Annotated in this window: 20 protein-coding genes; 8 read left to right on the top strand and 12 right to left on the bottom strand. The window is 71.4% G+C overall.

Going from position 1 to position 23,264, the window contains the following annotated elements; translation table 11 throughout:
- Position 1: 1 nt before the first annotated feature.
- The 7 genes from ACFW9O_RS29500 to mce form a co-directional block, all read right to left on the bottom strand.
- Positions 2–898 carry an ABC transporter permease subunit gene (locus ACFW9O_RS29500; RefSeq protein ID WP_384613506.1) on the bottom strand — a complete coding sequence of 299 codons (897 nt, stop codon included), beginning with the start codon at positions 896–898 and terminating at the stop codon, positions 2–4.
- On the bottom strand, positions 895–2,079 hold the full coding sequence (locus ACFW9O_RS29505; protein WP_384613507.1) for an ATP-binding cassette domain-containing protein: 1,185 nt from the start codon (positions 2,077–2,079) through the stop codon (positions 895–897). Before ACFW9O_RS29505 ends, ACFW9O_RS29500 begins: the two co-directional genes overlap by 4 nt.
- Positions 2,080–2,241: 162 nt before the next feature.
- Positions 2,242–3,021, bottom strand: coding sequence for an ABC transporter permease subunit (locus ACFW9O_RS29510; RefSeq protein ID WP_384613508.1), 780 nt, complete (start codon positions 3,019–3,021; stop codon positions 2,242–2,244).
- A 5-nt stretch (positions 3,022–3,026) separates the two neighbouring features.
- Entirely contained in the window at positions 3,027–4,034 is a 1,008-nt protein-coding gene (locus ACFW9O_RS29515) for an ABC transporter ATP-binding protein (RefSeq protein WP_384613510.1), read from the bottom strand.
- Between the two features lie 86 nt (positions 4,035–4,120).
- Positions 4,121–5,059, bottom strand: coding sequence for a cellulose-binding protein (locus ACFW9O_RS29520; RefSeq protein ID WP_329207274.1), 939 nt, complete (start codon positions 5,057–5,059; stop codon positions 4,121–4,123).
- Between the two features lie 184 nt (positions 5,060–5,243).
- A complete protein-coding gene (gene scy, locus ACFW9O_RS29525) occupies positions 5,244–9,038 on the bottom strand; it encodes a polarized growth protein Scy (protein ID WP_384613511.1) in 3,795 nt (1,264 codons plus the stop codon).
- Positions 9,039–9,242: 204 nt separating this feature from the next.
- A complete protein-coding gene (gene mce / locus ACFW9O_RS29530; protein WP_351165844.1) occupies positions 9,243–9,671 on the bottom strand; it encodes a methylmalonyl-CoA epimerase in 429 nt (142 codons plus the stop codon).
- Positions 9,672–9,805: 134 nt separating this feature from the next.
- Between mce and ACFW9O_RS29535 the strand changes: the two genes are divergently transcribed.
- From ACFW9O_RS29535 to ACFW9O_RS29550, 4 genes are all read left to right on the top strand, one after another.
- Entirely contained in the window at positions 9,806–11,008 is a 1,203-nt protein-coding gene (locus ACFW9O_RS29535) for an acetyl-CoA C-acetyltransferase (RefSeq protein WP_351165842.1), read from the top strand.
- A gap of 38 nt (positions 11,009–11,046) precedes the next feature.
- On the top strand, positions 11,047–12,006 hold the full coding sequence (gene meaB, locus ACFW9O_RS29540) for a methylmalonyl Co-A mutase-associated GTPase MeaB (protein ID WP_384613597.1): 960 nt from the start codon (positions 11,047–11,049) through the stop codon (positions 12,004–12,006).
- Between the two features lie 193 nt (positions 12,007–12,199).
- A complete protein-coding gene (locus ACFW9O_RS29545) occupies positions 12,200–14,665 on the top strand; it encodes a protein kinase (protein WP_384613513.1) in 2,466 nt (821 codons plus the stop codon).
- Positions 14,662–16,917, top strand: coding sequence for a protein kinase (locus tag ACFW9O_RS29550; RefSeq protein WP_384613515.1), 2,256 nt, complete (start codon positions 14,662–14,664; stop codon positions 16,915–16,917). Before ACFW9O_RS29545 ends, ACFW9O_RS29550 begins: the two co-directional genes overlap by 4 nt.
- Before the next feature lie 45 nt (positions 16,918–16,962).
- Here ACFW9O_RS29550 and ACFW9O_RS29555 read toward each other — a convergent pair whose 3' ends face one another.
- Positions 16,963–17,547: a PepSY domain-containing protein gene (locus tag ACFW9O_RS29555; RefSeq protein ID WP_384613517.1), complete on the bottom strand. Its 585-nt coding sequence runs from the start codon at positions 17,545–17,547 to the stop codon at positions 16,963–16,965.
- Positions 17,548–17,663: 116 nt separating this feature from the next.
- Between ACFW9O_RS29555 and ACFW9O_RS29560 the strand changes: the two genes are divergently transcribed.
- Together ACFW9O_RS29560 and ACFW9O_RS29565 are read left to right on the top strand one after the other, a co-directional pair.
- On the top strand, positions 17,664–18,326 hold the full coding sequence (locus ACFW9O_RS29560) for a response regulator transcription factor (RefSeq protein WP_356423890.1): 663 nt from the start codon (positions 17,664–17,666) through the stop codon (positions 18,324–18,326).
- Positions 18,323–19,774 carry an ATP-binding protein gene (locus ACFW9O_RS29565; RefSeq protein WP_384613519.1) on the top strand — a complete coding sequence of 484 codons (1,452 nt, stop codon included), beginning with the start codon at positions 18,323–18,325 and terminating at the stop codon, positions 19,772–19,774. The genes ACFW9O_RS29560 and ACFW9O_RS29565 overlap by 4 nt, the downstream gene beginning before the upstream one ends.
- 33 nt (positions 19,775–19,807) lie before the next feature.
- Here the strand turns inward: ACFW9O_RS29565 and ACFW9O_RS29570 are convergent, their stop codons facing one another.
- The 4 genes from ACFW9O_RS29570 to ACFW9O_RS29585 form a co-directional block, all read right to left on the bottom strand.
- Positions 19,808–20,284: a MarR family transcriptional regulator gene (locus tag ACFW9O_RS29570; RefSeq protein ID WP_351178559.1), complete on the bottom strand. Its 477-nt coding sequence runs from the start codon at positions 20,282–20,284 to the stop codon at positions 19,808–19,810.
- A gap of 95 nt (positions 20,285–20,379) precedes the next feature.
- Complete coding sequence (locus tag ACFW9O_RS29575; RefSeq protein ID WP_384613522.1) at positions 20,380–21,150, bottom strand: AIM24 family protein; 771 nt, start codon at positions 21,148–21,150, stop codon at positions 20,380–20,382.
- Entirely contained in the window at positions 21,147–21,797 is a 651-nt protein-coding gene (locus ACFW9O_RS29580; RefSeq protein ID WP_329207259.1) for an AIM24 family protein, read from the bottom strand. Before ACFW9O_RS29580 ends, ACFW9O_RS29575 begins: the two co-directional genes overlap by 4 nt.
- A complete protein-coding gene (locus tag ACFW9O_RS29585) occupies positions 21,797–22,429 on the bottom strand; it encodes an AIM24 family protein (RefSeq protein ID WP_351178605.1) in 633 nt (210 codons plus the stop codon). Before ACFW9O_RS29585 ends, ACFW9O_RS29580 begins: the two co-directional genes overlap by 1 nt.
- Before the next feature lie 169 nt (positions 22,430–22,598).
- Between ACFW9O_RS29585 and ACFW9O_RS29590 the strand changes: the two genes are divergently transcribed.
- Positions 22,599–22,949 (top strand): DUF3817 domain-containing protein, encoded by a 351-nt coding sequence (locus ACFW9O_RS29590; RefSeq protein WP_351178566.1) that lies wholly within the window; start codon positions 22,599–22,601, stop codon positions 22,947–22,949.
- Positions 22,946–23,239 (top strand): MTH1187 family thiamine-binding protein, encoded by a 294-nt coding sequence (locus ACFW9O_RS29595; RefSeq protein ID WP_351178569.1) that lies wholly within the window; start codon positions 22,946–22,948, stop codon positions 23,237–23,239. The genes ACFW9O_RS29590 and ACFW9O_RS29595 overlap by 4 nt, the downstream gene beginning before the upstream one ends.
- The last annotated feature ends 25 nt before the right edge of the window (positions 23,240–23,264 follow it).

The raw sequence follows: 23,264 nt of genomic DNA on the forward strand, positions 1-23,264 counted from the left end.
GTCACACGTCGCGCCGGTCCAGGGACGCGAAGGCGCCGGCCATGGCCACCGCGGTCACGCCGAGGATGATCCACAGCGGGTCCCAGCCGGTCGGTCCCGACGAGGTCATCGACTCACCGTAGAAGGCGCTGAGCTGGCTGGGGATCGAGTACTCGAAGAGCGCCTTCTGGAGGTCGGCCAGCGTCTCGGAGAACATGAACATCGCCAGTACGAGCGGCAGCAGCACCACCGCGATCATGATCGTGATCGCGCCCGCGGAGTGCCGGATGAGCGCACCGAGCGCCAGCGAGAGCAGCCCGAGCGTCGCGATGTAGAGGCCGACACCCACCGTGGCGCGCAGCCAGTCGCTGCCGCTGGGCGTCCCGCCGTCCAGCATGGCCGTCTGCAGCACACCGACGATCCCGGTCGTGACCGTCGTGATGGTGAAGGAGAGCAGGAAGAAGACGATCGACTTCGCGATCAGCACCCGCGCCCGGCTGGGGCAGGCGGTCAGCGTCGTACGGATCATTCCCGTGCCGTACTCGGAGGCGATGGTCAGCACGCCGAGGGTGATCACGCAGATCGAACCGAGCAGCACCCCGAAGAAGCCGAGGCTGAGCACCGGGGTGTCGCCGAGATCGGCGTCGGAGGCGCTGACGGCGAACGCGGACAGCAGCCCGATGCCGAGCAGCAGCACGATCATCACGCCGAGGGTCCACATCGTGGAGCGGACCGAGCGGATCTTCGTCCACTCGGAGGAGATCGCGTCCCCCAGGCCGGGACTCCGCACGGGAATCGGCGAGGCGTACTGGCCGACCGGGCCGCCACCCTGCCAGTTCTGCTGGGCCGGGGGCCGGTGCGGCTGCTGGTAGGGCGCCTGGGGTGCCTGCGGGGACGGCGGGGTTGCCGGCGTAGTCATCGGGAGTCCTCGCTGGTCTCGCTCTTGGTCAGGTCTGCGGGGGCGGCCGGAGCCGGAGCGGGCGCGGCCGGTGCGGGCGCCGGAGTGGCGGCGTACGGGTTCTGTCCCGGCGGCGGCGGTGCGTACCAGCCCTGCTGCGGCACCTCCACCGGAGGCTGCTGCGGATGGCCGGGCTGCCCGTGGGCCCCGTACCCCGGCTGCGGACCGTAGCCCGGCTGGTACCCGTACCCGGGCGGCGGCTGCTGGAGCCCCGCCTTCGCGTCGGCCGTCGAGCGGTAGTCCACGGCGCCCTGCGTCATCCGCATGTACGCCTCCTCCAGGGACGCCTGGTGCGGCGAGAGCTCCCACAGCCGGACGTCCGAGGCATGCGCCAGATCGCTGATGCGGGGCAACGGGAGTCCGGTGATCCGCAGGGCGCCGTCGGGCTCCGACATGACCTGGCCGCCCGCCTCCGTCAGCGAGGCGGTCAGCTTCTCCCGCTGCTCCGGCCCGTCCGCGGGGACCCGGACCCGGGCGAAGTCCGCGGAGTTGGCCGAGATGAAGTCGGTGACGCTCATGTCGGAGAGGAGCTGGCCCCGTCCGATCACGATCAGATGGTCCGCGGTGACCGCCATCTCACTCATCAGGTGGCTGGACACGAAGACCGTGCGCCCCTCGGAGGCCAGCTGCTTCATGAGATTGCGGACCCAGAGGATGCCCTCGGGGTCGAGGCCGTTGACCGGCTCGTCGAAGAGGAGCACCTGCGGGTCGCCGAGCAGCGCCGCGGCGATGCCGAGCCGCTGCCCCATACCGAGGGAGAAGCCCTTGGACCGCTTCTTCGCGACGTCCTGCAGGCCGACGACGCCGAGGACCTCGTCCACCCGGGCGCTCGGGATGCCGGCCAGCTGGGCCAGCGACAGGAGGTGGTTGCGGGCACTGCGCCCGCCGTGCACGGCCTTGGCGTCCAGCAGGGCGCCCACCTGGCGCGGTGCGTTCGGCAGGCTGCGGAAGGCGTGGCCGCCGATCGTCACGTGTCCCGCGGTCGGCCGGTCCAGGCCGAGCATCATGCGCATGGTCGTGGACTTGCCCGACCCGTTGGGACCGAGGAACCCCGTGACGGCCCCCGGCCGCACCTGGAAGGAAAGGTTGTACACGGCTGTCTTGGCGCCGTAGCGCTTCGTCAGGCCGACTGCCTCGATCATTCTCCAGCCCCATCGACTTATCTGTCGGTCGGGGCCCAGGCCGACCGGCCGCACGCCCCCGTAAGAGTTAGGAGGATAACCAGCTCGTGACGGTTCCGGCGAAGTCGTTGTGCGGAACACCGGATCTTCCCGTACGGCCTGTACGGGCTTCCTGCTCCCGGGCTACGCGTCCCGCTTCTTGAGTACGAGATAGCCGCCGGCCACCGCCGCCACCACCCACAGGGCCATGATGCCCAGCCCGCCCCATGGCCCGTACGGTGCCGGATCGCTGTTCATGGCGTCCGGAACCACCTGCATGATCTTGGATCCGGCCTGGTCGGGGAAGTACCGGGCCACGCTCTTGGCACCCGGGACCGCCGACAGGATCTGCGAGACGAGGAAGAAGAAGGGCATCAGGATGCCGAGCGAGAGCATCGAGCTGCGCAGCATCGTGGCCACGCCCATGGAGAAGACCGCGATCAGGCCCATGTAGAGCCCGCCGCCGAAGACCGCGCGCAGTACGTTGTCCGCGCCGATCTCCGTACGGTGGTCGCCCAGCAGGGCCTGGCTCAGGAAGAAGGTCACGAAGCTGGTGGCGAGGCCGACCACCAGGGCCAGGAGGCCGGCCACCGCGATCTTGCTGAACAGGAACGAGCCCCGCTGCGGTACGGCCGCGAGCGAGGTGCGGATCATGCCGGAGCTGTACTCGGTGCCGACCACCAGGACACCGAAGACGACCATCGCGAGCTGGCCGAGGATCATCCCGGAGAAACCGACGAACGTCGGGTCGAACGTCGCGCGCTCCGCGTCGGACAGGTCGTCGAACTGGGCGTTCAGCAGGGCGCTGAGCGCCGCCCCCATCGCGACGGTGACGGCGAACGCGGAGATCAGGGTCCAGGTGGTCGAGGAGACCGTACGGATCTTGGTCCATTCGGAGTTGAGGACCGCGGGCACCGATGCCATCGCCGTCACACTCCCTTCGCTTCGTCGCCGGGAGCAGCGCCGCCGGGCTGCTGGTTCCACTGGTCGCCCCAGTGAGGGCCCACGGGCGGGGGCTGCTCCTCGTCCCGGTCGGAATGTGCGTGGTACTCCACGGAGCCCGCCGTCATCTGCATGAAGGCCTCCTCCAGCGAGGCCCGCTGGGAGCTGAGCTCGTGCAGGACGAACCCGTGCCCGGCGGCGAACTCGCCGAGCCGTTCCGTGGTGGCGCCGTCGATCTCCAGCGTGCCGTTGCCCGACTCGACCGCCACGATGCCCTCGGCGTGCAGCGCGTCGCGCAGCCTCTCCTGCTCCGGGGAACGCATCCGCACATAACTGCGGGAGTTCTCGTGGATGAAGTCGGCCATGGAGGTGTCCGCGAGCAGTCTGCCCTGGCCGATCACGATCAAGTGATCCGCGGTGAGAGCCATTTCGCTCATCAGATGGGAGGAGACGAAGATCGTCCGGCCTTCCGAGGCGAGGGCTTTCATCAGATTCCGGATCCAGTGAATTCCCTCGGGGTCCAGACCGTTCACCGGTTCGTCGAACATCAGGATCTCGGGATCGCCGAGCAGCGCCGCCGCGATTCCCAGCCGCTGGCCCATACCGAGGGAGAAACCCTTGGACTTCTTCCTCGCCACCGCGCTGAGGCCGACCGTGTCGAGCACGTGGGAGACCCGGCTCTCGGGGATGCGGTTGCTCTGTGCGAGACAGAGGAGATTGTTGTACGCGCTGCGCCCGCCGTGCATCGACTTGGCGTCCAGCAGGGCCCCGATGTGCTTCAGCGGCTCCTGCAGCTCGCGGTAGTGCTTGCCGTCGATGAGCACCGAACCGCTGGTCGGGTTGTCGAGGTCGAGCATCATGCGCATGGTGGTGGACTTGCCCGCCCCGTTCGGGCCGAGGAATCCCGTCACCATTCCCGGTCTGACCTTGCATGACAAATGGTCGACGGCAACCTTGTTGCCGAAGCGTTTGGTGAGGCCGTCGAGCTCGATCATGCGTTCACGCTAGAACGGCCGCGCGCCCGGCGCCACCACAAAGGCGGAACCGGGCGCGCAAGGGGTACAGCTGATGTACGGACGGGTCAGCGGGTCTGCTGGGCCGGGACGCCGCGGGAGGCGGGCTCCTCGTCGGCGGGGGAGCCGGCGGCGGCCACGGCGGCACCGGTCAGCGTCGCCAGCATCTCGCGGACGTTGGTCAGCTGCGCGTTGATCGAGTCGCGGCGGTTGGTGAGCGCCGCCAGCTCGCGCTCGGACTCGCTGCGGATCCGGTCGGCCTTGGCGTTCGCGTCGGCCACGATGTCCTCGGCCTGGCGCTGCGCGGTCTCCACCGTCTGGCGGGCCCGGCGCTCGGCGTCCGTGCGGAGCTTCTCGGCCTCGAGGCGGAGCTGCTCGGCGCGGTGCTCGATCTCGGCCAGACGCTTCTCGGCCTTCGCCTGACGGGACGCGAGGTCGCGCTCCGACTGCTCGCGGCGCTTGGCGAGGTTCGTCTCGAAGTCCGCGGCGGCCTGGGCGGCCTTGGCGCGGGTCTCCTCGAAGAGGGCGTCCGCCTCCTCGCGCTTCTGCTGGGCGTCCTTCTGGGCGTCGGTGCGCAGCGTGCTCGCTTCGCCCTTGGCCTTCTCGACGATGCGAACGCCCTCGTCCTCGGCCTTCGACTTGCGCTCGGCCGCGAACGACTCCGCGTCGTTGCGCACCTGCTGGGCGGCCGACTCGGCCAGCTCGCGGTGCTGCTCGGCCGCGCGACGGGCCTCCTCACGCAGGTCCTTCGCCTCCTCCTCGGCGAGGCGGAGGATCTTCTCGACGCGGGCGCCGAGACCGGCGTACGACGGCTCGGCCTCGTTGACCTGGGCCTGGGCGTTCTGCGTCTCGAGGTGAAGCTCCTCGATGCGCTTTTCCAGAGAGGTGATACGGGCGAGAGCACTATCACGGTCGGCGACGAGTTTGGTAATGCGGTCGTCCACCTGACCGCGGTCGTATCCACGTCGCACGAGCTCGAAGCCGAAGGGGGAGGAAGGGTCGCTCATGGGGTTCCTGTCGAATGAGACCGGTGAGGTGTTAGAGGGAATCCTAGGGGCCTGGGCGGCGTGTCAACGTGAAGATGCCGCTTTGGTATGGAGAATGACACCCCTTTTGAGTGGCTGACCTCGGGAGCTCTTGCCACCCGAACGTTTGAATGTTCATGCCGAAGTTCGCGATACGGCGGACCGATCACCCGTCCGAGGCCTTGCCACCCGCTCGCGTACCCGCGGCGGCCCCCGCCTTGACGCCCGCGGCGTTGCCGCCCGCCGCCTTGCCGGTCCCGCCCGGAGCCTCGAAAGACTCCAACGCCTCGAGCACGTCCTGGACACGGGAAATTTCCGTATTGATGTCCTCGCGCCTGCGGACGAGCAGATCCAGCTCGCGACGGCCCTCGTCCACCATCTGCTTCGCTTCCACCTCGGCGTCCGCGCGCAGCTTCTCGGCCTCGCGGGTCAGCCCGGCCTTCTTGAGCTCGGCTTCCTTGAGGAGCGACTCGGCACGCTTCACCGCGGCGATACGGACCTTGCTCGCCTCCGAGTTCGCGTCCGCCAGCAGCTCCTTGGCCTTCGCCTCGGCCTCCGCGCGCTGTTCGGTCGCCGCCTTCATCAGCTTGTCGACGCGCTCGCCGGCCGTCTTCATCTGCTCGGACGTCTCCCGGCGGGCGCGCTGGTGCAGCTCCTCGATCTCGCTCTCCAGCCGGGCCCTGAGCTCCTCCGCCCGCTCCCGCGTAGCGGTCGCGTCCCGGCGTGCGCCGACCAGCAGTTCGTCCGCGTCGGTACGGGCCCGCTCCACCAGGGAGTTGCCCTCGACCGTCGCCTCCGAGGTGATCCGTACGGCCTCGTTGCGCGCGGCCCCGACCATCCTGTCGGCCTGTCCCTCGGCCTCGGTGGCGGCGCGCAGCGCCTCCTCCTGGGCCTTGTTGACGAGCTGGTCGGCCTGTTCGGCGGCTTCGGTGCGGCGCTTCGCCGCAGCGTCGCGCGCCTCGTCGAGCATCCGGTCCGCCTCCTGGCGGGCCTCCGCGCGCATCTGCTCGGCCGCGGACTCCGCGTCGGAGCGCACCCGCTCCGACTCCTCGCGGGTACGGGCCGCGTGCTCCTGCGCCGAACCGACGGTCCGGGCGGCTTCCGCACGCAGCCGCTCCGCCTCGTCGGTGGCCTCGCCGAGGAGGCGCTCCGACTGCTCCCCGGCCTCCGTACGGACGCGCTCGCTCTCGCTCGTCGCCTCGCCGATGAGCCGGTCCGCCTGGGCCGCCGCCTCGGAACGGATCCGGTTGGCGTCCTCCCGGGAGTCGGCGCGGGCGCGCGAGGCGTCCTGTTCCGCCGAGGCGAGCGCGTCGGACGCCTCGGTACGGACCCGCTGGCTGTACTCCGCGCTGTCCGAGCGCAGCTTCTCCGACTCGGCGATCGCCTCGGAGACGGTCCGCTCGGCCAGCGACTTCGCGGCCTCCGACTCCCCGTGCGCGACCTGGCGGATCCGGTTGGCGTCCTCGGTGGCCCGCTCGCGCTCGGCGTAGGCGTCGGCGCGTACCCGGTCCGCCTCCTCCTGGGCCTCGGTCCTCGTACGCTCCGCGGAGTGCTCCGCGGCGGACCGCAGCCCGGCGATCTCCTGCTCGGCCTGTTCCTGGAGCCCGGAGACGGAGTCCCGCACCTGCTGGGCGGTCTGCTCGGCCGCGGAGACCATCTCGGTCGCGCGGGCGTCCGCCTCCTCGACCAGACGTTGGGCCTCGGTCTGCGCCTCCTCGACCCGCTTGCGGGCCGAGGCCAGCAGCTCCTCGCTCTGCTCGCGGGCCCGCTCGCGCTCCTGCTCCGCCTCGGCGCGCGCGGCACCGAGCGTCTCCTCGGCCTCGCGGCGGCGCCGGTTCGCCTCCTCCTGCGCGGCGGCGAGGGCCTCTGCGGCCTCCGCACCCACGCGCTCGGCGGCGGCGGCGGCCTCGGAGCGCACGCGGTCGGCGCTCTCCTGTGCCTCGGTCCTGAGCCGCTCCGCCTCGGTGGCGGCCTCGGTGCGCAGCCGTACGGCCACGGACTCGCCCTCGGCACGGGACTGGGCGGCCTCGGCGGCGGCTTCGTCCCGGAGGCGGTCGGCCTCCGTCGCGGCCTGCTCCTGGAGCGTGCGCAGCCGCTCGGCTGCCTCCGCGCGCAGCCGCTCGGACTCCTCGCTCGTCTCGCGGCGGATCCGCTCGGCCTCCGTACGGGCCTCGCTCAGCGCCTGCTCGGCCGCGGTGACCCGGGTCTCGGCCTCCGTGTGCAGCCGGGTCAGCTCATCGGCGGCGTCGTCCTTGCGGGCCTCTATGGCGCGCTCGGTCTCCGCGCGCAGGCCCTCCGCGGCCTCCTCGGCGGCGGCGGTCAGGGAAGCGGCCTGCTCCTCGGCCTCGGCGCGCAGCTTGTCCGTCTCGGTACGGCTGCGCTCCAGCGCTTCGTCGGCCTGCTTGCGCAGGTTGGCGGCGCGTTCGACCGCCTCGGTCCTGACGCGCTCGCTCTCCGCCCCCGCGGAGGTACGCAGTTCGTCGGCGTCCGACCTGGCCTTGGTCAGCAGTTCCTCGGCGGTGCGGGCACCCTCCTCGATCTGCTGGACGGCCTCGCGGCGGGCCTCGCCACGGATCCGCTCGCCCTCGGCGACCGCCTCGGAGCGCAGCTGCTCGGCCTCGCCGCGCAGCCTGCGCGCCTCCTCCTGCAGCTCGACCGTCTTGGCCCGGTACTCCTTGGTGTCGTCCTTGGCCGCGCCCTTGAGCTGGTCGGCCTGCTCGGCCGCCTCGCCGCGCAGCCGGTCCGCCTCGGACTCCGCCTCGCGGCGAATCCGCTCGGCTTCCTCGCCGGCCGCCTTGGTGGTGGACCTCGCGTCGTCGGAGGCCTTGGTCAGGACCTCCTCGGCGGAGCGGGCCGCCTTGGCGAGCTGGGCCGCGGCGTCCTCGGCGGCGACCGTGCGGGCCTTCTCGCCGGCCTCGGCGACCAGCCGCTCGGCCTGGGCGCGGGCGTCGGCGAGCGCCTGCTCGGCCTCTTCCTTGAGCGTCTCGGCGGTCTTCGTGGCCTCGCCGACCAGCCGTGCGATCTCGGACTTGGCCGTACGGGTGCGCTGCTCGTTCTGCGACTCGGCGCCGGCCAGCCGCTTGACCGCGGCCTCCTTCGCCTCGGCGACGACCTTCTCGGCCTCCAGACGGGCCTCGCGCAGCCGGGTCTCGGCCTCCTGCATGCGCTGTTCGGCGGCGCGGTTCAGCTCCGCGGTCTGCTGCCGGGTCTGGTCGGTCTCGACGGTGGCCGTCGAGCGCAACTGCTCGGCGTGACTGGTGGCTTCCTGGGCCTGCGTGGAGGCGGCGTTGAGCAGCCGTTCGGCGTCCCGGCGGGCCCGCAGCAGCGTGGCCTCGGCCTCGGAGCGGGCCGATTCGGCCTCGGCGCCGACGCGCTGGCGGGTCTCCTCCGCGAGCCGGGCCGACTCGCTGCGGGCGGCGGTCAGGGACTGCTCCGCCTCGGCGCGCGACTCCTCCAGGAGCCTGCGGGCCTGGGACTCGGTGCGTGCCCGCAGCTGCTCGGCCCAGGCGACGTTCTCGTTGACGTGGGACTCGACGGTCTGGCGGCGCTCCGCCAGCTCCTGGTCGAGACGCTGGCGCCGCTGGACCGCCTCGGTGTGCAATTCGGCCTGGAGACGGGCCTGGTGCTCCGCGTGCTCCTGCAGGATCCGCTGGGTCTGGGCCCTGGCGTCGCGCAGCTCGCGCTCGGCGTCGGTGCGCAGCTGGTCGGCCTGGACCTGGGCATTACGGAGCAGCTGTTCGGCCTGGTAGCCGATGTCCGCGCTGTCGTGCGCGGGACGGGTCGCGAGATTGCGCCGGGCCTCGTGCAGCTTGGCACGCAAGACCTCGACCTGGTAACCGAGGTCCTCGGCGTGCTGGACGGCCTTCTCCCGGTCGGTCTTCAGCCGGTCCATCTCGGCTTCGAACCGCGAGAGATGGTCGTCTTCAGCTCGGTGGCTCTGCTGGCTTTCGTAGCCCCGCACTGCGCGGTCCCATCCTTCCCCGAGCTCTCAACTTCGTTCGAGCAGGGGAGACCCCAACCCTGGTCGCAATTCTCCAAGCGAGTACCGCTCGCCGGCGAACGGTCCCCCGGGGAATGGTGACAGATCAACGGCGAGGACGCGGCGCGGCCCCGACCCGGCCCCGGCCCGGAACCGCCCACTCTACCGGGCCGGGTATCGGTCAGGTCAGTGCTCTGCCCGGGCAGTAACCAGTTCTGTCAGTACACCGTGGCAGTCCTTGGGGTGAAGGAAGGTGATCCGGGACCCCATCGACCCGGTCCTGGGCTCGTCGTACAGCACCCGGACGCCCTTCTCACGGATGTCCGCGGCGTCCTCGTCCACGTTCGCGGTCCCGAAGGCGATGTGGTGGACACCCTCCCCATTCTTTGCCAGCCACTTGCCCACGGCCGAGTCCTCACGGGTCGGCTCCAGCAGCTGGAGGTACGAGGCCCCGCCGTCCGAGGTGTCGTTGATCTTGAGCATGGCCTCCCGGACGCCCTGCTCCTCGTTGATCTCGGAGTGGTGCACCTCGAACCCGTAGGTCGCGCGGTAGAACTCCACCGTCTTGTCGAGGTCGAAACAGGCGATTCCGATGTGGTCGATTCGCGTCAGCATGGAACCAGTGCAGCGCTACGGGCATGGTTACGCAACGTGCGCGCGATCACACCCGCTGCCGGATGACGGGCGCGGTACTGCTCAGTACATTCAGGTAAACCCTCGTTCACAACCAATCCAAGGGGCTGCGCCTCATGTCAGGAACGACCGGTACCACCTCAGTGATCGTCGCGGGCGCCCGTACGCCCATGGGCCGTCTCCTCGGCTCGCTGAAGACCTTCTCCGGAGCCGACCTCGGAGGCGTCGCCATCAAGGCCGCTCTCGACCGGGCCGGCATCGGCGGCGACCAGGTCGAGTATGTGATCATGGGCCAGGTGCTCCAGGCCGGGGCAGGGCAGATCCCGGCGCGCCAGGCAGCGGTCAAGGCCGGGATCCCGATGAACGTTCCCGCGCTCACCATCAACAAGGTGTGTCTGTCCGGACTCGACGCGATCGCGCTCGCCGACCAGCTGATCCGCGCCGGTGAGTTCGACGTCGTGGTGGCCGGCGGCCAGGAGTCGATGACCAACGCCCCGCACCTGCTGCCGAAGTCCCGCGAGGGCTACAAGTACGGCGCGATCGAGATGCTCGACTCGATGGCGTACGACGGTCTGACCGACGCCTACGAGAACATTCCGATGGGCGAGTCCACCGAGAAGCACAACACCCGCCTCGGACTGGACCGTGCGGCCCAGGACGAGATCGGCGCCCTGTCCCACCAGCGTGCCGCGGCCGCCCAGAAGAACGGACTCTTCGAGGCCGAGATCACCCCGGTCGAGATCCCGCAGCGCAAGGGCGACCCGGTCCTCTTCTCCAAGGACGAGGGCATCCGCCCCGAGACGACCGCCGAGTCGCTCGGCAAGCTGCGCCCCGCGTTCGCCAAGGACGGCACGATCACCGCGGGTACCTCCTCGCAGATCTCCGACGGCGCCGCCGCGGTCGTCGTCATGAGCAAGGCCAAGGCCGAGGAGCTGGGCCTGGACTGGATCGCGGAGATCGGCGCCCACGGCAATGTGGCGGGCCCGGACAACTCGCTCCAGTCGCAGCCGTCCAACGCCATCCGGCACGCGGTGAAGAAGGAGGGCATCGGCGTCGAGGACCTCGACCTCATCGAGATCAACGAGGCCTTCGCGGCCGTCGCGGTCCAGTCGATGAAGGACCTCGGCGTCACCCCCGACAAGGTCAACGTGAACGGCGGCGCCATCGCCCTCGGCCACCCGATCGGCATGTCCGGCGCCCGCGTGGTGCTGCACCTGGCGCTGGAGCTGAAGCGGCGCGGCGGCGGCACCGGAGCGGCCGCACTGTGCGGTGGCGGCGGTCAGGGTGACGCGTTGATCATCCGCGTTCCGGGCAAGTAGTCGGCCGTACGTATGAGTGAGCGAGGAGACCGAGCGTGATGGTGGACGTCCCCACCCTGGTCGAGCAGGCACGCGAGGGCAGGCCACGTGCGGTGGCCCGGCTCATCTCCCTGGTGGAGGGGGCCTCGCCCCAGCTGCGCGAGGTGATGGCGGCGCTGGCACCGCTGGCGGGCCACGCGTACGTCGTCGGGCTCACGGGCTCGCCGGGTGTCGGCAAGTCCACCTCGACCTCGGCGCTGGTCTCCGCCTACCGGAAGGCCGGGAAGCGGGTCGCGGTCCTCGCCGTCGACCCGTCGTCCCCGTTCTCCGGGGGCGCGCTCCTCGGTGACCGGGTCCGGATGTCGGAGCACGCATCCGACCCGGGCGTCTACATCCGCTCGATGGCCACCCGCGGCCATCTGGGCGGCCTCGCCTGGTCCGCCCCGCAGGCGATCCGGGTGCTGGACGCGGCGGGCTGCGACGTGATCCTCGTGGAGACGGTGGGCGTCGGCCAGTCGGAGGTGGAGATCGCCTCCCAGGCCGACACCTCCGTCGTCCTGCTCGCCCCGGGCATGGGTGACGGCATCCAGGCGGCGAAGGCCGGAATCCTGGAGATCGGCGATGTGTACGTCGTCAACAAGGCCGACCGGGACGGTGCGGACGCCACCGTCCGCGAGCTCAACCACATGCTGGGGCTCGGGGAGTCCAGGGGGCCGGGCGACTGGCGGCCGCCGATCGTGAAGACGGTCGCCGCCCGGGGCGAGGGCATCGACGAGGTCGTCGAGGCGCTCGAGAAGCACCGGGCCTGGATGGAGGAGCACGGCGTCCTGGCCGAGCGGCGCACGGCACGTGCCGCCCGCGAGGTCGAGACGATCGCCGTCACCGCCCTGCGCGAGCGGATCGCCGATCTCCACGGAGACCGGCGGCTGGACGCACTGGCGGCCCGGATCGTGGCCGGCCGCCTCGACCCGTACGCGGCGGCGGACGAGCTGGTGGCGGGACTCACCGGCGTGAACTGACGGTCCCGGGGCGGCGTGCGGGCCGCCCGGGGACCGTACGACGGCGCCCCCGTCCCCCGTCCCTCCCGGCCGAGGGTGCGGGTGCTCCTTCTCGTGCCGCGATCTCCCCTTCCGTGACTGACGGGGCGTGAGAACATGCGGCGGAACGGGCGCGTGGGGTGCGCATCCGGAGCCGGGCACATCGGGGGGATGCATGCTGGGGCCGTTACGCGAGGACTCACCGCGACACATCGGTCCGTACACGGTGCTGGCCAGGCTCGGCGCCGGCGGCATGGGCGAGGTGTTCCTCGGGCTTCGCGAGGGCTCCGACGGTCCCGGCGGGCGTCCGGCTCCTGTCGCCGTCAAGACGGTCCGCCGTGACGTGGCCCAGGACACCGGTTTCCGGCAGCGCTTCCGCCGGGAGATAGCGGTCGCCCGGTCGGCGACCGGCCCCGCCCTGGCCCCGGTCCTGGACGGCGACGCCGACGCGGACGTGCCGTGGCTTGCCACCGACTACATCGCGGGCCCCACCCTGTCGGCCGCGGTACGCCGGTCCGGCGCGCTGGACGAGGAAGAGGTCCGGATGCTCGGGGCCGGGCTCGCCCGCGCCCTGGAGACCGTCCACGCGGCCGGGATCGTGCACCGGGACGTGAAACCCGGCAACGTGCTGCTCGCCGCCGACGGGCCACGCCTCATCGACTTCGGGATCGCCAGGGGCGCGGGCGCGGCCCCGCTCACGACGACCAGCCGCATGATCGGCAGCCCCGCGTTCATGTCGCCCGAACACGTCGCGGGCAGCGGACGCGTGGTGCCTGCTTCCGATGTCTTCTGCCTCGCGTCCGTGCTGTGCTTCGCGGCAACCGGCCGCCACCCCTTCGGCGACGGCCCGGTGGCCGCGGTGCTGTACCGGGTCAAGTACGTCGAGGCCGACCTCGAGGGAGTGCCCGCAGCCCTGCGCGCGGTGCTCCAGGACTGCCTGGTGGCAGACCCCTCCGCCCGCCCCGCTCCCGGCGGACTCGCCGCGCGCCTCGCGCCGGAGGGGCCGGTGCGGTGGCCCGGCCCGGTCGCGGCCCACATCGCCGAGTACGAGGGGGAGCTGGCCTCCGTACGGGCGCTGGGCGGGCCGCTGCTGCCGGGGTACACACCGACCGAGGGGGCCACGGGCAGCCGGACACCGCTGGACCGACTCCCCACTCATGGCCCGGGCGGGGCGTCGGCGGACCAGCTCCCCACCCAGGGACCCGGCCTGCCGGCCATCCCGCCCCGTCCCGCCCGCCGCCGTCGCCTCCTCGGTGCGGCCCTGGCCGCGATCGTCCTGGCCGGGGCGGTCACGGGCGGCCTGCTGGCGCGGCGGGACGGAAGTGGGAGCGAAGGAGGGGATGAGGGCGGGAAGGCGCCCGCCCGGATCGTGGCGGGCGTCGACACGGGCGGCGGGCCGGACGGGTCCGGCACCGTGTCGTACGGCCGTGGAGTCCGTCCCACCGCCTGGAAACCCTGGAAGGGCACGCTCACCGGCACCCCGCTCGGCTGCGCGGCGGGCCGGGACGTGCTGGTGTGCCGGCGGACGGACGGCTCGTACGAGGCGGTGTCGGCGGCCGACGGCAGGCAGCTGTGGGAGTACGCGACGGACGAGGAGCAGGAGGTGGGCGCCCGCTTCAGCGGTACCGGGCAGTTCTTCATGCCCGGGGGGTCCACCCGTCCGGCGGTTCATGACGGCTCCGTGTTCTTCGCCACCGGGAACCGCCTCGTCGCGGTGGACGCCCTGACCGGAAAGCCGCGTTGGGACATCCGGTCCGGCGGGGCGTACATGCTGGAGAGTGCTCCGATCGTGGCCGACGGGCTGGTGTTCGCGAACATCGGCGACCAGCCCAGCGGTTCGGAGATCGCGGCTTTCGATCTGGGGTCCGGCAAGGAGGTGTGGCGCAAACCGCTCGTCGCTCAGGAGCTGGCCAAGGCCCAGATGGGCAACTTCTGGCCGCTCGCGACCAGGGACGGTGTGCTCTACATCAGGAACGAGGAGGGGCTGCGGGCCCTGCGGACGAAGGACGGGGCGGAACTGGGCCGGATGACCGACGAGGACACCCGGTGCTACGGGGCGCTGGCGCGCCCCGGTCTTGTGTACTGCGGCTCGTACTCCGACGGTGGGGCCGCGCTGAACCGGCTCGACGCCGGCTCCCTGGGCGTCGCCGGACAGGTCTCCGTACCGGCCGCCGAAGTCAACGAAGCGCCTCTGGTGGCAGTCGACGACCACGTGAGCGTCATCGTGCGCGGCAGCCTTCCCTGGGAGGACGACTCGGGCAGTCCCGAGATCGTCCTGATGCAGCGGGACAGCGACAAGGTGCTGGGCCGCTACCCGCTCGACAAGAGGATCGAAGGGTCACCGACCAACCCGGCGTCGGTTCCTGTGATCATCGAGGACACCCTCCTCTGGGCCGACACCACGAACCTGTACACCGTCGCGCTGAACGGCGCGGGCACGCCGGGCCCCGTCCGCCGGACCGCCCTCGCGGGTTCGCCCGGGCCCGTCGTCGAGCCGAAGTACGACATGGGCGGGTGGGGCGTCCGGATGGACAAGGAGAACCTGCCGCCCGAGGTCCTGCCCACCGGCGGAGCGGTCCATGTCATCTACCACCAGGGCACCGTCCTCTCCGTCGCGCTGCCCGGCCAGGACGCCTCATGATCGGTCCCCTGCCCGCCGGCAGCCGCACCCGCATCGGCCCGTACCGGCTCCTGGGGCTGCTCGGCGCGGGCGGCATGGGCGAGGTGTACCTGGCGCGCGCGGACCATGCCCCGGTGGTTCCCGGCGCACCGCTCGCCGGACTGGTCGCCCTCAAGACCGTGCTCACAGGACTCGACCTCGACGACGGATTCCGGACCCGTTTCCGCCGGGAGATCGAGGCCGCCGGTGCTGTGCGCAGCCCGCACTCGGCGGCCCTCGTCGCGGGGGACGCCGCCGCGGCGACGCCGTGGCTCGCCACGGAGTACGTCCCGGGTCCGTCGCTCGCCGAAGCTGTCTCCCGTACCGGCCCGCTGCCCGAGGCGGTGGTCCGTGCGGCCGGTTCGTGCCTCGCCCTGGCGCTCGACGACATGCACGCCGTACGGGTGCTGCACCGTGATCTCAAGCCGGGCAACGTCCTGCTCGGTGCCGACGGGCCGAAGGTGATCGACTTCGGGATCGCCCAGGCCTTCGAAGCCACTCAGCTGACCCGGACCGGGGTGGTGGTCGGCAGTCCCGGCTACATCTCGCCCGAGCACGTCAACGGCTCGCGGGCGCTGGTCCCGGCCTCCGACGTGTTCTGCCTGGGCGCGGTGCTCGCCTATGCCGCGAGCGGGCGCGGACCGTTCGACGATTCCGACATGGCGGCCGTGATCTTCCGGATCGCCCACGGGGAGCCCGAACTGGACTCCGTGCCGGTCTCGCTGCGTGGCGTGATCGAGCAGTGCCTGAGCAGCCGTGCCGAGGACCGGCCGGAGCCGGCGGAGCTGGCCCGTCTGCTGCTGCCGCGGGACCTGCCCGAGCCGTTCCCGTGGAACGACGGGGTGCGGGAGCAGCTCACCGCCCACGCGGTGGCGGCCGTGGCCTGCGCCGAGGCAGCCGGCCCGGTCGGTCCCGAGCGGGTGCCGTGGACGGTTCCACCGGCCACCTATGTGCCGACGGCGGTCCCGGGGCCGTCGGGCAGGCCGGACGCCGGGCGTCGTCGTTGGTGGCCGGTGCTCGCCGCGGCCGCGGCCGCTGTCGCGGTCTGCACGGTCCTCGGCGTCGTCCTGGTGCCGGGCCTCCTGGACGGGAACGACGGGACACCGGCGGCGGGCGCCGGAGCCGCGACGCCCGGGCCCACCGAGTCCCGGGCCGGGGCGGCGGGTGTGGTGATTCCCGGCGCGGATGCGGGGCGTACGGGCGACTTCGGGACACAAGGCGCGGACGAGTCCTTCCGTCCGGCGGGCTGGCGGCCCTGGAAGTACGAGCAGAAGGTCGCCGAGAACGGCTGCGTCCTGGCCGGCCCTGTTCTCGTCTGCTCGGGCGGACGGGGTGTCACGGCTCTGGACGCGTCGTCCGGCGCGCGGCGGTGGACCGTGCCGGAACCACGCAGCACGGCGGCCCCTGGCACCGCGGGCCATTCGATCGCCGCTGTCGAGGCGGGCACCGTCTACGCGTTCATGGGCGACGCGCTCGTCGGACTCCGGCTCGACGACGGCAAGGAGCTGTGGCGCAAGGCGATGCCCGACGGGTACATCGGGATGGGTCCCGCGTACGCGGACGGAGTGCTCTTCTACGTCGCGCAGCAGGTGGGAGGCGGCCGGGGCACGCTCGTCGCCCAGCAGCTGACGGGCGCCCGCCCCGAGAAGTGGCGGAGGCCGTACGCCGAGTTCGATTTCACGCTGACCGCCGGGGGCGGCCGGCTGGTGGCGACCGGGAGCGGTATCGACGTGTTCGACCCGGAAACGGGTGAGCCGCAGGCCTCGGGAGGCGCCGAATACACGGGCTGCGGGTACCCGGTGCTGACCGGGAGGGAGTTGCTCTGCTCCGGCGAGGACGGCCTCACGGTGGTGGACCTGTCCGATCCGTCGAAGCGCCGCACACTCGCGGAGGGAGTGCCGATCCGGGTCAGGCCGGCGCTCTCGCGCGACGGCACGGTCGTGGTGTCGAGCGGGGAGGAGGCGTACGCCTACGGGCTCGCCGACGGTCAGCAGCTCTGGAGCACCACGGACCAACGGATCAGCGACGTGCTGATCTCAGGCGACAGCGTGCTGTTCGGCGACGGGCCGGGCGTCGCCGCCTACGACGTGAAGGCGTCGGGGGAGGACAGGCAGGAGACGGACTCGAAGTACTTCGGTGGTCCGAGGACAGGTGAGTCCGACATGCTCGCTGCCGGTGACGTCCTCTTCCTGTTCTTCGACGACGGCACGGTCCTGTCCGGCTTCGCGCCGTGAGGCGGAGCCGGCCAGGACCGAAGGATCGTCGGCCCGAGGGGCGGATCAGTTGTCGTCACCGTCGTTGTCGTTGTCGTCGTCCTTGCTCCCGCTGACGTCGGCCGTCCTCGCGTCCACGTCCAGCTCGTGGTTCCTGCCGTCCTTGCCCGCGATGTCGACGTCCCAGACCGGTGCGCCGTCGTCGCCGTCCAGGTCCACGGACGTCACCGTGCCCGGCTCCGCCCCTCGTGCGGCGTCCACCGCGGCGATCACCGAGACACGGTCCGAACCGGGCACCGGGCGCCGGTTGTCGGCGTCGCCCCGGTCGGACAGCACCTTCGCGTTGTCCGCGTCGACCTTCACGTCGTGCCAGACCTTGTCGGAGCCGTAGACATCGAGCTCCCAGACCTGCCCGTCGCTGTCGTCGTCCTCCAGCTCCGCCTCGATCACCCTGCCCGGGACGGCCTTCAGCGCGGCGGCCACGGCGTCGTCGACGGTGACCGAGCCGTCCTTCACCGCGACCGGGGACGAGTCCTGCCGGCTGCTGCTGTCGCCGCTGCTCCCGTTGTCCGTGAACGCGGCGGCGGCCGCGGCCCCGCCGCCGATGAGCACGGCTGCGGCGACGGCGATGACGGCGATGTTGCGCTGCATGAGGTTCCTCCCCGATGGATGTGCGGTGCGACGGGACCCACACTGGCCCAGCGATGCTGAACGCAGCCTGAAGCCACCTGAAGCCGCCTTCAGGTTCGGTTTGGGAGGCTGTCCCCATGCGCCTGTTGATCGTGGAGGACGAGAAGCGTCTTGCGGTGTCCCTGGCCAGGGGACTCACCGCCGAGGGCTTCGCCGTGGATGTCGTGCACGACGGCCTCGAAGGGCTGTACCGGGCCCGTGAGGGCGTCCACGACCTCGTGGTCCTGGACATCATGCTGCCCGGCATGAACGGCTACCGGGTCTGTGCCGAGCTGCGCGCCGCCGGCCACGATGTGCCGATCCTGATGCTGACCGCGAAGGACGGGGAGTACGACGAGGCGGAGGGCCTCGACACCGGGGCGGACGACTACCTGACCAAGCCGTTCTCGTACGTCGTGCTCGTCGCCCGGGTCCGGGCGCTGCTGCGCCGCCGGGGCGGCGGCACCGCCTCGCCGGTGCTCACCGTCGGCACGCTGCGGATGGAGACCGCCGCGCGGCGGGTCCACCGGGGGGAGGACGAAGTCACCCTCACGACCAAGGAGTTCGCCGTTCTCGAGCAGCTCGCTCTGCGGGCCGGCGAGGTGGTCAGCAAGGCCGACATCCTGGAGCACGTCTGGGACTTCGCGTACGACGGCGACCCGAACATCGTCGAGGTCTACATCAGCACCCTGCGGCGCAAGCTCGGCGCGGCGTCCATCCGTACGGTTCGCGGGGCGGGCTACCGCCTGGAGGCGCTGTGAGGTCCGTACGGGCCAGAGCCGCCCTGGGCGCCACCCTGGTCGTCACCGTGGCCCTGGTGGCCGCCGGGCTCGTCGTGCTCCAGGTGCTGCGCGGCAACCTGATGGACCGGGCCGGCCTGGAGGCGGAGGTCGTGGCGCGCGAGGTGGCCGGGCAGGTCGCCCTGGACGTCCCGTACGAGGACCTGGACCTGAGCGACGAGGACGTCCACCCGGTCCAGGTGACCGACGAGGAGGGGCACGTCCTGGTCGTCTCGGAGGGCCTGGAGGCCATTTCCGGGACCACCACGTCAGAGGTCGCCCCGACTCCCTCCGCGTCGGCCGGGAGCTCCGCGGACGACTCGGGCCGCGGTGACGACGGCGAGGACGAGGACGACGGCAGCCGCGGCGGCGACCCGGACCGCGGTGAAGTCTCCTCCGACGACCCCGACTTCAGCAACGGGAGCGCCACCGTCGAGGGCGACACGGCCGACTACCGCTTCGCCGCCGTCGAGGCCGTCACACGGACGGGTCTCCCGGTGATCGTCCACGCGGGCGCCCCGCTCGCCGCCGAACAGGAGGCCGTGGACTCCGTACGGACCACCATGCTGACCGGGCTGCCCGTCCTGCTGCTCGTCGTCGCCGGGGTCACCTGGCTGGTCACCAGGCGCGCGCTGCGACCGGTCGAGGGCATCCGGCGGGAGCTGGCCGCGATCACCGCGTCCCAGGACCTCGGCCGCCGGGTTCCGGAGCCGGGCTCGCGCGACGAGATCGCCCGGCTGGCCCGCACCACCAACGAGACCCTGACCGTGCTCGAGGCCTCGGTGGACCGGCAGCGCCGCTTCGTCGCGGACGCCTCGCACGAGTTGCGCAGCCCCATCGCCTCGCTGCGCACCCAGCTGGAGGTGGGAGCCGCGCATCCGGAGCTCCTGGACGTGCCGGGCGCGGTCGCCGACACCGTACGACTGCAGGTGCTGGCCGCGGATCTGCTGCTGCTGGCCCGGCTGGACGCGGGGGAGCGGCCGGGGCGGGCGGTGGTGGATCTGGGGGCGCTGGTACGCGAGGAGGTCCCGCAGCGCACGGGGGACCGCATCGCGGTGGCGGTGTCCGTCGCGGGGTCCGGGCCGCTGGAGGTCCGCGGTTCGCGCGGGCAGCTGACCCGGGTGGTCGGCAACCTGCTGGACAACGCCGAGCGCCACGCCGAGCGTTCGGTGGCGGTCTCCGTGTCGGCGGACCGGGGCGATGTGCTCATCGCGGTCACTGACGACGGCCCCGGGGTCCCCGAGGAGGAGCGCGACCGGATCTTCGAGCGCTTCGTCCGTCTCGACGACGCACGCAGCCGGGACGACGGAGGGGCGGGCCTGGGCCTGGCCATCGCTCGCGATGTGGCGATCCGCCACCGCGGCACGCTCACCGTGGGTACGGCGCCGCAGGGCGGGGCGCTGTTCACGCTACGGCTGCCGCGGTCGTAGCCGGCCCTGCGGGCGCCCTGAGCGGGTGGGGCCCTACGGCTTGCCGCGTCGTCCGCGCAGGTGGTCCGCGATCGGTGTCAGTGCCGCGTGCAGATCCGCGAGCGCCTCCGGGGACAGCAGGTCCATGAAGTGCCTGCGCACCGATTCGACGTGGTGCGGTGCGACCTTGCGCATCGTCTCCGCCCCGAGGTCGGTGAGTACCGCGTACAGCCCTCGCCGGTCCGACTCGCAGTGCTCACGCCGCACGAGACCCGCGGTCTCCATGCGGGTGATCTGGTGCGAGAGCCTGCTCTTGGACTGGAGGGTGGCTGCGGCGAGGTCGCTCATCCGCATGCGCTGGTCGTCCGACTCGGAGAGGTTGACGAGGATTTCGTAGTCGTTCATGGTCAGCCCGAACGGCTGGAGGTCCTTCTCCAGCTGGTGGGTCAGCAGCCTGCTGACGTCCAGGTGGGTGCGCCAGGCGCACTGCTCCGCATCGGTCAGCCAACGGGTGGCCGTCTCGGTCTCCATGTATGGATTCTACCTAAGAAGTTGAAAGACGGACGAAATTGGGGGGTGTGACACCGCGCACGCGATGCCCCGCGTCACACTCCGCAGAGTACCGTTCACAATCCGAAGCGACGCTGGAGGTCCCCCAGCTGACCGGGCATGCGGGGCGTGGACCCGGGTTGACCCGCGCCGCCGCCGCCCGGAACCCCCGGCTGGTTCGGGGTCATGCCCGTCGCCTGCTCGGGCATCAGCACCTCGGTCGACTGCAGCAGGACCGTGCCCGCCCCGACGAACTCGAATTGGTGCTCCTCGCCCGACGTACCGCCGATCCCGGTCAGCGACCGGATGCCGCCCATCACGCCCGTCATGTAGCCGTGGTCGTAGTGGTGGCACGGTGAGGGGCAGTCGGCCCAGCCCACCAGGGCCTGCGGGTCGACCCGCACCGGCGGCTCCATGAAGACGACCGGGCCGTTGGAGGCGGCCACGAACTTCCCCGTGCCGATCAGGGTCAGGAAGCCCGGCACGATCGACTGCTTCAGCGCCAGCGTCGGCTGGTACGCCAGCAGGTTCCCGGACCGGATCGTCAGATTGCCGTTCTCCAGGTCGAAGGAGTTCACGTCGAAGGCCCGGTCCGCCAGCAGCATCTTCCCGCTGCCCTCGGCCACCACCCAGTCGCTCGCGTGCAGCGGGGAGTGGAAGCTCGTGCGGATCAGCCGGTCGAAGCGGCCGTGCCCTATGCCGTTGAAGTCGATCCGCCCGTAATAGGCGATCATCTTGCCCTTCTGCAGGAACCACTGGCTCCCCTTGAGCTCCACGCAGAAGGTGTACGCGTTGACGTTGTCGTCCGACGGCAGTGTCATCGGATCGTGGATCACGGGCGTGCTCACAGCTTCTCCTCCGACGCCTGGACGTACACCGCGCCATTGCCGCTGAGCTCCAGCTGGAACGCCTCACCGGAGCCGCGCCCCACCATGTCGCGCCAGCCCAGCGCGGTGGAGAGCTTGTTCGTCACGTCGCCGTGGTGGGCGACGTACGCCTGCGGGTCCACGTGCACCGGGCGCCCCGGGGTGATCGGCAGTTCGATCACTCCGCCGTGCGCCATCACGGCGACCGCCCCATGGCCCTTGAGCGTCGTGGTGAACAGGCCCTGACCGGTCACCTGACCGCGCACCATGCCCATGACGCCGCCCTGCGAGCCCATGAACATCGTGCCCTGCTGGAGCGTCCCGTCGAAGGCGAGCAGGCGGTCGGCCTCCACGTAGAGGGTGTCGCCGGACAGCCCGATCACCTGGACGTGGTGGCCGCCGTGGCCGAACATCACCGTGCCGCTGCCCTCGACCGTCATCAGCGGGGTCGCCTCGTTGGCGACCCGCCGGCCGATCATCGATGCCAGGCCGCCCTGTCCGCCCTGGATGTTCGGGGTGAACGACACGTCGCCGCGGTAGGCGAGCATCGCGCCCCGCTGGCTGTACATCTTCTGGCCCGGAACCACCGTGGCCTCGACCATCTTCGAGTTGATCTCACGGAACGGCATCAGACATCGCCTCCGACGGTGTTCCGCTCGCTCGGCTGCACGTAGACGAGGCCGTCCCCCTCGAAGCGGATCTGGAACGACTCCCCGGAGCCCTCCCCGATGAACGTCCGGAAACCGACCCCGGACTGGAAGTGCTGCTGAAGATTTCCCTGGTGCGCTATGTAGGCGCCCGGGTCGACGTTCAGCGGGTACTGGGGCGTCACCCGCAGCACCACGGCCGAGCCGTCCGACATGATCGCCGCCTGACCCGTGCCCTCGACGGTGGTGGTGAACAGCCCGTTGCCGCTCGCCCCGCCGCGCAGGCCGGTGAAGGTGGTGCCGGTGCGCAGCCCGGCGTCGGTGGCCAGCAGATTGCTCGCCTCGACGTACAGCTTGTCGCCGCGCAGCGAGACCAGATTGATCTCGCTCGCCCGGTCGGCGAAGTAGCAGGTCCCCTGCCCCTTCACCTCCATCATCGTCATCTGTTCGCCGGTCAGCCGGCGGGTCACCATGCCTCGGACACCCTCACCGCCGCCGGACATCTTCTTGAAGGCCATCCGGCCGTCGTACGCGACCATCGAGCCGTTCTTCGCTCTGACCGCATCGCCCGTCAGATCGACGGCGAGCGTCTTGCTGCCCTGGAGCCGGAACATTGCCACGAAGCGACGGTAGCCCGACCGCACCCGGCGGAACAGGGCCCCTGCGGACGATGTGTCCCGGAGTGGACCCTCGGGGACAACCCGGCCGGGGTCGATGCCACAATGGCTGTGCTTGTGCCTGCGTTCACAAGCCGTCACGCCCCCTCCCACCGAAGGTGCCCACGTGGACATCAAGACCGCCAGCGCCCTGCACCGGCTGCGCCTCATCTCGGTTCCCGAGGCGCTCTCCTTCCCCGCGCTGCTCATTTTCGGCTCGCTCCTGATGCGCGTCTCGGACATCGACTTCCTGATGCCGCCCCTCGGCGCCCTGCATGGCCTGCTCTTCACGATCTACGTGGTGTTCCTGCTGGACGTGTGGTTCAAGGCCAAGTGGCCGCTCAAGCGCGTCGCGCTGTTCTTCCTCCTCGCGGTCGTGCCCTTCGGCGGGTTCTACGGCGACAAGCTGCTCAAGAAGTACGAGGCTGACGGTGTCATCGCCGCCCGCGCCCGTGCCGAGGGCAAGGTCAGCGCATGATCGTCGCCTTCTCCGTGAGTCCCCTGGGTGTGGGCGAGGACGTCGGTGAGTACGTCGCCGACGCCGTGCGGGTCGTCCGCGAGTCCGGACTGCCCAACCGTACGGACGCGATGTTCACCTCCCTCGAAGGCGAGTGGGACGAGGTCATGGACGTCGTCAAGCGTGCCGTCGCCGCGGTCGAGGCCCGCGCCGGACGGGTGTCCCTGGTGCTGAAGGCCGACATCAGGCCGGGTGTCACCGACGGGCTGACCTCCAAGGTCGAGACGGTCGAGCGGCACCTCGCGGGCTGACGCCCCGTCCGCCGTACCGCGCACA

The organism is Streptomyces sp. NPDC059499 (assembly GCF_042749285.1).
In the GTDB taxonomy this organism is placed as follows: domain Bacteria; phylum Actinomycetota; class Actinomycetes; order Streptomycetales; family Streptomycetaceae; genus Streptomyces.

Coding starts and splice junctions, on each gene's coding strand:
- ACFW9O_RS29545 (WP_384613513.1), top strand. CDS start 12,200: ATGCTGGGGCCGTTACGCGAGGACTCACCGCGACACATCGGTCCGTAC.
- ACFW9O_RS29585 (WP_351178605.1), bottom strand. CDS start 22,429: ATGTTCCGGCTCCAGGGCAGCAAGACGCTCGCCGTCGATCTGACGGGC.
- ACFW9O_RS29580 (WP_329207259.1), bottom strand. CDS start 21,797: ATGCCGTTCCGTGAGATCAACTCGAAGATGGTCGAGGCCACGGTGGTT.
- ACFW9O_RS29570 (WP_351178559.1), bottom strand. CDS start 20,284: ATGGAGACCGAGACGGCCACCCGTTGGCTGACCGATGCGGAGCAGTGC.
- ACFW9O_RS29560 (WP_356423890.1), top strand. CDS start 17,664: ATGCGCCTGTTGATCGTGGAGGACGAGAAGCGTCTTGCGGTGTCCCTG.
- ACFW9O_RS29510 (WP_384613508.1), bottom strand. CDS start 3,021: ATGGCATCGGTGCCCGCGGTCCTCAACTCCGAATGGACCAAGATCCGT.
- ACFW9O_RS29500 (WP_384613506.1), bottom strand. CDS start 898: ATGACTACGCCGGCAACCCCGCCGTCCCCGCAGGCACCCCAGGCGCCC.
- ACFW9O_RS29550 (WP_384613515.1), top strand. CDS start 14,662: ATGATCGGTCCCCTGCCCGCCGGCAGCCGCACCCGCATCGGCCCGTAC.
- ACFW9O_RS29555 (WP_384613517.1), bottom strand. CDS start 17,547: ATGCAGCGCAACATCGCCGTCATCGCCGTCGCCGCAGCCGTGCTCATC.
- meaB (WP_384613597.1), top strand. CDS start 11,047: ATGGTGGACGTCCCCACCCTGGTCGAGCAGGCACGCGAGGGCAGGCCA.
- ACFW9O_RS29515 (WP_384613510.1), bottom strand. CDS start 4,034: ATGATCGAGCTCGACGGCCTCACCAAACGCTTCGGCAACAAGGTTGCC.
- mce (WP_351165844.1), bottom strand. CDS start 9,671: ATGCTGACGCGAATCGACCACATCGGAATCGCCTGTTTCGACCTCGAC.
- ACFW9O_RS29505 (WP_384613507.1), bottom strand. CDS start 2,079: ATGATCGAGGCAGTCGGCCTGACGAAGCGCTACGGCGCCAAGACAGCC.
- ACFW9O_RS29520 (WP_329207274.1), bottom strand. CDS start 5,059: ATGAGCGACCCTTCCTCCCCCTTCGGCTTCGAGCTCGTGCGACGTGGA.
- ACFW9O_RS29535 (WP_351165842.1), top strand. CDS start 9,806: ATGTCAGGAACGACCGGTACCACCTCAGTGATCGTCGCGGGCGCCCGT.
- ACFW9O_RS29595 (WP_351178569.1), top strand. CDS start 22,946: ATGATCGTCGCCTTCTCCGTGAGTCCCCTGGGTGTGGGCGAGGACGTC.